This is a genomic window from Variovorax sp. P4_D9 (genome assembly GCF_056401695.1).
Genome location: NZ_JBFUIU010000404.1, coordinates 1 through 8,145 on the forward strand (window position 1 = coordinate 1; position 8,145 = coordinate 8,145).

At 64.4% G+C, this 8,145-nt stretch carries 8 protein-coding genes; 7 read left to right on the forward strand and 1 reads right to left on the reverse strand.

The genetic code is table 11. The features are described 5' to 3' along the window. Positions 1 to 1,094 (reverse strand): WD40/YVTN/BNR-like repeat-containing protein (locus AC1DY5_RS32775; RefSeq protein WP_478118267.1); only part of this gene is annotated, 1,094 nt, incomplete at its 3' end. A 176-nt stretch (positions 1,095 to 1,270) separates the two neighbouring features. Between AC1DY5_RS32775 and AC1DY5_RS32780 the strand changes: the two genes are divergently transcribed. The 7 genes from AC1DY5_RS32780 to AC1DY5_RS32810 all read left to right on the forward strand — a co-directional run. Next, entirely contained in the window at positions 1,271 to 2,653 is a 1,383-nt protein-coding gene (locus AC1DY5_RS32780; RefSeq protein ID WP_478118269.1) for an MmgE/PrpD family protein, read from the forward strand. A 149-nt stretch (positions 2,654 to 2,802) separates the two neighbouring features. Beyond that, entirely contained in the window at positions 2,803 to 3,684 is an 882-nt protein-coding gene (locus AC1DY5_RS32785) for a beta-keto acid cleavage family enzyme (RefSeq protein ID WP_478118271.1), read from the forward strand. Continuing rightward, a complete protein-coding gene (locus tag AC1DY5_RS32790) occupies positions 3,681 to 4,544 on the forward strand; it encodes a carbon-nitrogen hydrolase family protein (RefSeq protein WP_478118273.1) in 864 nt (287 codons plus the stop codon). Before AC1DY5_RS32785 ends, AC1DY5_RS32790 begins: the two co-directional genes overlap by 4 nt. Continuing rightward, on the forward strand, positions 4,531 to 5,085 hold the full coding sequence (locus tag AC1DY5_RS32795; RefSeq protein WP_478118275.1) for a carboxymuconolactone decarboxylase family protein: 555 nt from the start codon (positions 4,531 to 4,533) through the stop codon (positions 5,083 to 5,085). The genes AC1DY5_RS32790 and AC1DY5_RS32795 overlap by 14 nt, the downstream gene beginning before the upstream one ends. A gap of 13 nt (positions 5,086 to 5,098) precedes the next feature. Continuing rightward, positions 5,099 to 6,028, forward strand: a complete 930-nt coding sequence (locus tag AC1DY5_RS32800; RefSeq protein ID WP_478118276.1) for an NAD(P)-dependent oxidoreductase — start codon at positions 5,099 to 5,101, stop codon at positions 6,026 to 6,028. 4 nt (positions 6,029 to 6,032) lie between these two features. Further along, the gene (locus tag AC1DY5_RS32805; RefSeq protein ID WP_478118278.1) at positions 6,033 to 7,400 is read left to right on the forward strand and encodes an MmgE/PrpD family protein; all 1,368 of its coding nucleotides are present in this window, start codon (positions 6,033 to 6,035) and stop codon (positions 7,398 to 7,400) included. Between the two features lie 81 nt (positions 7,401 to 7,481). Then, positions 7,482 to 8,145, forward strand: a 664-nt coding sequence (locus AC1DY5_RS32810) for an IclR family transcriptional regulator (RefSeq protein WP_478118280.1), incomplete at its 3' end; no start/stop codon positions are given.

Here is an 8,145-nt window from a genome sequence, read left to right on the forward strand (position 1 = left end):
GCCAGAAGGGGCTTGGCGGCGATGGCACGGGTAATCGAATGCGGCGCCCCTCGCGTTCCGCGCGGGACGGCTCGCCAATGCAGCGCGCGGATTTCGCCGAATTCATGCGGCAACCGCTCCCACGTGTCCCCGCCGTCGGTGCTGCGAAACAGCTGCCCTAGATTCGTGCAGACAAACATGAGCGACGGATCAGAAGGATGCATAGCAATGCACCACACCGTGCTGTTCACGTTGCCTGGCAGCGCGAGCCTCTCCCACGTATCGCCACCGTCACGGCTGCGCAGCAGCCGACCATCATTGCCCGGGGGGCCATTGCCATTGGCGAGGAACACGGTCATTGGATCGTCCGGCCGCACCACGACCGCACGGGTGTATTGCCAGGGCGAGTCCAGCTCCAAGAAGCGCCAGGTATTGCCTTGATCCTCGCTGGCGTGCAAGCCGCGGTTGGTGCTTGCCAGAACGCGAGGCGCACCTTCGCGGGTGCGGGTCACAGCCACGCCGTGCACGTCGCCGGACACGAGGCCGTTGGTGAGCAGCCGCCAGGAGTTCCCCCGGTCGTCGCTGCGGTAGATGCCACCGATTTCCACCGCCGCCCACAACGTATCTGAGCTGAAGGGGTCGAACAGGATCTGGGTGACCCGGGTGGGGCCCATGTTTATCTCGGAGAACTTAGCGATGCCCGGCACGGGCAGCTCACTCCAATTGACCCCGCCGTCGGTCGACCGGTAAAGCCCCGCTGGACGGGTTCCCGCGAAAAGCACCGAGGGATCCTTCGGATCATGGGCGAGCGCCCACACGTCGCTGATTTGCGTAGAGATCTGCTTCCAACGCGCAGACTTCTCATCCCAGCGGTACACACCGTCGTCGGTGCCTGCATGCAGCGATTCGGGCGTCGCGAGGGCGGCACTCATGGCCCACACGCGCGCCTCCAGGTACATGCCCGAATGGCTGTTGGGGTGTACCCAGCTCAGGCCCAGGTCGTCGCTGAACCAAGCCGAGTGGCCAGCGGTGCCCGCATACACATGAATCTCTGCCCCAGCACCAAGCGGGGAATCGACGGTCGAATCTGACACGAACTTGCCTTGGGGTTTCATAGAGCCTCTTGCAGAAGTCGTTGAATTTTATCCCGCTATTTGACACAATGTCAATCATTCGATTCGCATCGCAGGCAATTTCGGGTCCAAGTTTCAGCTGAGCGGAACACGGGCCGCGGATCGCCCAACAATCCCATCATTTGGGACCAATACCAACGCAGAAGGAGCCTTCCGTCATGTCCTCACCCTCCCCCCGCGACCTCTGCGATGACTTTGCCGCTGCGGTGGCCAGCACGCGCTACGAAAAGCTGAAGCCAGTTGCCATCGAAGCCGCCAAGAAGAGCATTCTCGACACGCTGGGCGTCATCCTCGCCGCCAGCGGCATGGAACCGGCTGTACGACCACTTGTCGAGCATCTCGTGGACTGCGGCGGCAAGTCTGAGAGTTCTGTTCTCGGGTGGGGACAACGACTTCCCGCTTCGGCAGCTGCCTTGGCCAACGGCGCGATGGCCCACTGCCTGGATTTCGACGACCGCACGCCGCGTGGCGGCCACTGCGCAAGCGCCATGATTCCTGCGGTTTTTGCGTTGGCCCAACGCAATGGGCCCGTCCCAGGCCGTCGGGTCATCGCGGCCGTCGCGGCCGCGCAGGACATGTTCATCCGCCTGCGCTGCAACATCGCAGCCACCCAGACCTGGAATGTTTCCACGATCTTGGGAGTGTTCTCGGCGACCGCCGCGGCGGCCACCATCTTGGGCCTGCGGGAAAGTGAGATTGCCAACGCGCTGGCCATTGCGAGCATGCAAGCCGGCGGCACGATGCAGCCGGTGTACGGGGGGACCCATCTTCGGGGCATGTACGCGGGGTTCAGCGCCAACGTGGCCGTCAATGCAGCGTTGCTCGCCGAACGAGGACTCAGTGGCATCGACGGCGTGTTCGAAGGAAAGGCAGGCATCCTGCAAGCCTGCTTCGCAGGCAAATACGATCGCGGCCAGATCGTTTCTGGCCTAGGCGAGCATTACCTCGGTTCGGACATGGTTTACAAGCCCTGGCCAGTCGTCGGTCTCTCGCACACATACATCCACGCCACTCTCGAGCTCATGGCGCTACACGGTTTGCAACCTTGGGACGTCGAGCAGATACGGGTCTTCATCAACGAAAGCCAGCAGCAGATGTGTATGCCCCTGGAGCGGCGGCGCAGGCCGCAGTCGGCCGTTGACGCCAAGTTCAGCCTCCCCTTCGTCATAGGCGTGGCTGCCTCCWAGGGGCAGGTCGCGCTGCGCGATTTCACTCCCGAAGCGCTGAACGACCCCCAGGTGCTCGACATGGCTCAAAAGGTCCTGCCCACTGAGGAACCGGGCGAAGCTTGGAAGTCGAACTCGCTCGTGGGGCGCGTCGAAATACTGGCAAAKGATGGCCGACGTTTGGAGCATGTCGGCGCCAGGGTCCCAGGCAGCCCCGAGGCCCCCATGAACTGGGAGCAACTGGCGCGCAAGTTCACCGACTGTGCATCCGCCGCGGTGACGCCCATTGCGCCAGACAAGGTCGAAGAGGTGATCCGCCTTGTGAAAGACCTCGACTCTTTAGGCGACGCCGCCGCCGTCGTCGCCCCCCTGTGAGCGCCCGAATAGTTGCGTCCTTCTTCGCCAATCGCCAAGCCCTCGCGTTGCCGGCAATGACAATATAGTCCCGCCATGCGGGATTTCTTGACTTCTAAGCTTTCACCCAGGACAATGCGGTAAATCGAGACACTTCCAAAGGAAACGCCTTGCAAAATCCAGTCATCCTCACCTGTGCAGTCACCGGCGGCGACGATACCGCTGGCCGGTTTGCCGCCGTCCCGGTCACGCCCGAGCAGATCGCCCGCGAGGCCATCGCAGCCTGCGAAGCCGGTGCCGCCATCGCTCATATCCACGTGCGAGACCCCAAGACTGGCAAGCCCAGCATGGATATTGCGCTGTACCGCGAAGTCGTGGAACGAATCCGGGACAGTGGGAGCCCCGTGATCGTCAATCTCACCACCGGCCCCGGGGCTCGGTTCATTCCCAGCGACGTCGAGGCCAACCTGGCGCAGACCGGCTCGAACTTGCGCCCGCCGGCCGAACGCGTTCAACATATCCTGGAACTCAAGCCCGAGATCTGCAGCCTGGACATGGGCTCGCTCAACTTCGGCAAGGGCGCACTGATCAACGTGCCAGCACATGTAGAGATGATTGCTGAAGCGATCCGCAGCGCAGGCGTTAAGCCCGAGCTGGAAGTGTTCGACACCGGTCACATTGCACTGTCCCTGGACATGATCCGCCGCGGCCTGCTCGAGCCAGCGCCGCTTTTCCAGATGGTCACGGGAGTTCCGTGGGGGGCTCCGGCCAACAGCGAGGTTCTGGCAGCCATGAAGAGCATGCTGCCCCGTGGCGCCGAGTGGGCGGCGTTTGGCGTCGGTCGTTCACAGTTTCCGATGGTTGCGCAGGCCCTTCTCTTGGGCGGGCACATCCGAGTCGGTCTGGAAGACAACCTGTATATCTCCAAGGGGGAACTGGCGCCCAACAATGCCGCCTTGGTCCGGAAGGCTGCGCAGATCGTCGACCTGCTTGGAAGTCGGCTCGCCACTGCCGCCGAAGCGCGCGCCTTGCTCGGCCTGAACCCGCGATGAACACCGAACAGTTCACTGTCGCATGCGTGCAGCTGAACCCGGGCGAGGACCGGCCAGCGAACATCGAGCGCGCGGCGCAAGGCGTCGAGGAAGCCGCGCGGCGGGGCGCCGCGCTGGTGGTCTTGCCCGAATATGCGACATTCCTGCACGCCAGTGGTGGCGCCATGCGTCGCCAGGGGCTGCCGGAGGCAGACGATCCCGCCCTGCCTCGGTTCCGCCAGCTGGCGCGCGAGCACGGCATCTTCATCTTGGTCGGATCGCTGGCCCTGGCGCGCGAGGATGGGAAGCTGGCCAACCGCTCGTTCATGATTTCCGACAACGGGGAAATCATCGCCCGCTACGACAAGCTGCACATGTTCGACGCCACACTTCCGGGCGGGCGGGTGATCCAGGAGTCATCCGCCTATGCGCCAGGCACCCGTGCGGTGGTGGTCGACACGCCCTGGGCCCGGATCGGCATGTCCATCTGCTATGACGTGCGGTTCCCGGCACTTTACCGGGCGCTGTCGCAGGCAGGAGCCGAAGTGCTCGCCGTGCCTGCCGCCTTCACCAAGGCCACAGGCACGTTGCACWGGAAATCGCTGCTGCRGGCGCGCGCGATCGAGAACGGCGCGTACGTTGTCGCCGCGGCCACTTGCGGTGACCACCCCGGCGGCCACCAGACTTTCGGTCACGCCATGATTGTGGACCCCAACGGCCAGATCCTAGCGGAGGCCGGTGACGAGCCAGAAGTCATCTGCGCAACCATCGACCTCCAGGCTGTCGAGACCGCGCGTCAGCGGATCCCCTCCCTTACCCACGACCGCGCCTTCGATGTGGAACGCGYGCAGCTTCGCAAGGAACAACATGAGTCGGTTTGAAGTGCTCCAGCGCGAGCAAATGTCTCCTCGCCAAAGGGAAGTAGCCGATGCCATTGCCAGCGGTCCGCGCGGCGGGCTAAAGGGACCGTTTTTGGCCTTGATCCACAACCCAGAACTCGCGAGCCGCGTCCAGGAACTCGGCGAGCATCTACGCTATAACACGGGACTTGCGCAGCCACTCGTGGAGATCGCGATCCTGCTGACCGCCCGTCGCTGGAACTGCGACTACGAGTGGGCGGCCCATGCGCGGATCGCTCGCGAAGCCGGCTTGCGAAACGAGGTGATCGACGCAATCGCGGTTCGAGCGCGGCCAGCCGAGCTGCACGCGGACGAGGCACTGATTTTCAATTTCGCGGAGCAGACCGTCTGGCAAGGCGAGCCGTCGTCGGCATCCTTCGACGACTTGGCTGTTCGCTTCGGCAAGCCGGCGACGCTCGATCTGCTCGCAGTGTGTGGCTACTACACGCTGCTCGCGTTCGTCCTCAACACCGCCAGGTTGCCGCTGCCCGCCGGCGCCTCCCCATTGGCACCGCTTTCCTGACAAGGAGCTACACATGACTGGACTGAAGGTAGGCCTGATCGGGGTGGGCAACATGGGGCAGCCCATGGCGCYGCGGCTGATCGAGCAAGGCGTGGATCTCACCGTCTGCGATCGCAATCCCGCGGCGCTGGCGCCGCTTCGCGAACTGGGAGCCAAAGTGGCGGCCAACGCCCTGGAACTGGCCAACACCTGCGCGCTGATCATCGCTTCCATGCCCTCACGCGAGGCGAGCTTGACCGTCGCCCTCGGCGACCAGGGCATCGCACAGGGCAGCGCGGTGCGCGTGTACGTGGAGACATCCACGCTGGGCAGCGAGACGATCGACCGAATCGCTCAGGGCCTGAAGGCGCGCGGCATCGGCGTGATCGATGCGCCCATCAGCGGTGGACCACCCGGAGCGCGCGCAGGAACTCTGGCAGTTCTGGCGTCCGGGTCCGAGCAGGACTTCGACTTTGCGCGCCCCGTGCTGGAGCATCTGGCGGGCAAGCTCATGTACCTCGGCGCCAAGCCGGGCATCTCCCAGGTCGCCAAGATCATCAACAACCACGTGTCGGCTGCCGGGCGGATGGCGGTCTTCGAGGGCTTGGCCATGGGAGTAAAGGCCGGCCTGGACCCCAAGGTTCTCAACGACGTGCTCAATGCCGGCTCCGGCCGCAACTACACGACGACGCATAAGGTACCCGCGGCGATCCTCTCGGGCACCTTCAAATACAACGGGCCGCTCAGCATCGGTTTGAAGGACGAGGCGCTGGTGCTGGAAGAAGCCGAGCGTCACGGGGCCGCGCTCTGGCTCGCGCCGCGCATCCTGGAGCTCTATCGCGAGGCGGCCGCGGCAGGCTACCGCGAAGAGGACAGCATGAAGATGTATCTGTTCATGCAGTCACAGTCCCTGCCCGAGGGCGGCGCGCACCTCGCACCGCGCTGGGCGGATGAAAAGAAGTGAAGCGATGAGCGGAGACGTCCGGCCGGATGAAGGCGCAACCGCACAGATCGCGCAGTTCGTCCACCGCACGACCTACGATCAGCTCCCAGAATCCGCGCGCCATGCCGCGCGTCGGGCCTTCGTCAACATCGTCGGCTGCTGCCTGGGAGGGGCTCGCCACGAAATCGTCGAGATCGCGACCGGCGCACTTCTGCCGTTAGCGGGTGCGCCGGTGGCCGGCCTGCTGGGACGCAAGGAGCGGACCGATGTCCTGACGGCCGCGCTGCTCAACAGCTTGAGCTCGGCCGCCTACTCGTTCGATGACACGCACGCAAAGAGCATCCTGCATCCCAGCGGCGCGGTCGCGGCCAGCCTGCTGGCTATTGCCGAACAGCAACCCATGCGCGGCGAGGACTTCCTGCTCGCCTTCACCTTGGGCGTCGAAGTCGCTTCGCGCGTGTGCATGGCGGTTTCCGTGGCGCCGGCCGTCGGCGACATCGGGTGGTCCCAGACGGGCATCACAGCAGGCATCGGCGCTGCAGCGGCCGCTGCCAAGGCCTTGGGCCTGGACGCGCAGCGCACGATCTGGGCCATCGGCATTGCCGCACTGGACGCGTCCGGCTTCCGGGCCGCGCACGGCACGATGTCAGCCACCTGGATCTTTGGCCATGCGGCACAGAGCGGGCTTCGCGCCGCTGTCCTGGCCAAGCACGGTCTCGTGGGACCGCGAGACCCGCTGGGAGCCCAGTACGGCTTCGCCAGTCTGTTCGCCGACGCGGCCCACCTCGCCTACATCACCGATTCGCTGGGCGCACAGTTCGAAGTCAATGCATTGGCGTATAAGCCCTATCCCTGCGGCGTGGTGATTCATCCGTCGCTCGATGCTGCTCTGACCTGGTCCCAATCGGCGAATGCAGACGCCGATTCGATTGCGCAGGTAGGCCTTCGCGTCCACCCTTCCGCGCTGGCACTTGGCTACCGGCGTCATCCGGTTGGCGTGCTCGAAGCCAAGGTAAGCCTTTACCACTGGGTCGCGGCGGCGCTCGTGCGAGGACGCGCCGGCCTCGCCGAAGGGCAGGAGGACGTCATCACCGACCCCCGGATCGTCAGGATGCGCGATCTCATTCAGGTCGAAGTTGATTCGACCCTCGGCGCCCAATCCGCGGCCCTGAGCGTGACCACGAAGGATGGCCATCAACGCACGATCATGGTTGCGGCCAACAAGGGCAGCATTGCCAACCCCATGTCCGATGATGACCTTTCCGAGAAGTTCAGGGGCCAGACCGCACTTGCGATCTCCTCGGAGTCTGCGGCTCGACTTCTGCAAGCCTGTTGGCATGCCGATCAACTGACAGACGTTGCAGAAATCGTACGGCAGTCCAGACCGAGCTGAAGCGCCCGCAGAGCGTTCGGATATAGTGGATTCCTTGTCCCAGTTGGTGAGATTTCCGGAATCCGACCGATAGCAAGCAGCATGGCCAAAACCAGCATCAAGCGCCCCTCCCCTGCCCGCTCCGAAACCAAGGCCGCGCCTTCATCGAAGAAGGATGCAGACGCGCAAAGCAGTTTTGAGCGCATGCTCGGCCTGTTGGATCTCTTCACGCCGTCGGCGTCGGTGCGCCCGGTGACGGACCTCGTCACCTACTTGGGCACATCCCGTTCAACGTCCTACCGCTACATCAAGGCGCTGCACACGGCGGGTTTAATCGAAGCGGTTGCAAACGGCCGCTATGTGCTGGGGCCGCGCATTGTGGAGTTTGATCGCCAGATCCGCATGAGCGATCCGCTCTACAAGGGAGGCGCGCAAGTCTTGCGGCCCCTCGTCGAGCAAACGGGCCACGCGGCCCTGCTCTGCGCGCTGTACAGCGACTCGGTGATGTGCGTCCGCGAGGAACTGGCGCCAGGCAGTCCACCTAACCTGTTTTCGCGCGGCCAGCGCCGCCCGCTTTTTGCCGGCGCCGCATCCAAGATCATCCTGCCCTACCTGCCGCCGCATCGGCTACGCAGCATCTTTCAGCAGCACCAGCGCACCATCGCGCTGGCGGGCATGGGTACGGACTGGCAAACGTTCCGCGAAGGCCTTGCGGCCATCCGCCGCGACGGGTACATCATGAGCCACGGCGAATTCAATCCCGGCG

Coding starts and splice junctions, on each gene's coding strand:
- AC1DY5_RS32805 (WP_478118278.1), top strand. CDS start 6,033: ATGAGCGGAGACGTCCGGCCGGATGAAGGCGCAACCGCACAGATCGCG.
- AC1DY5_RS32795 (WP_478118275.1), top strand. CDS start 4,531: ATGAGTCGGTTTGAAGTGCTCCAGCGCGAGCAAATGTCTCCTCGCCAA.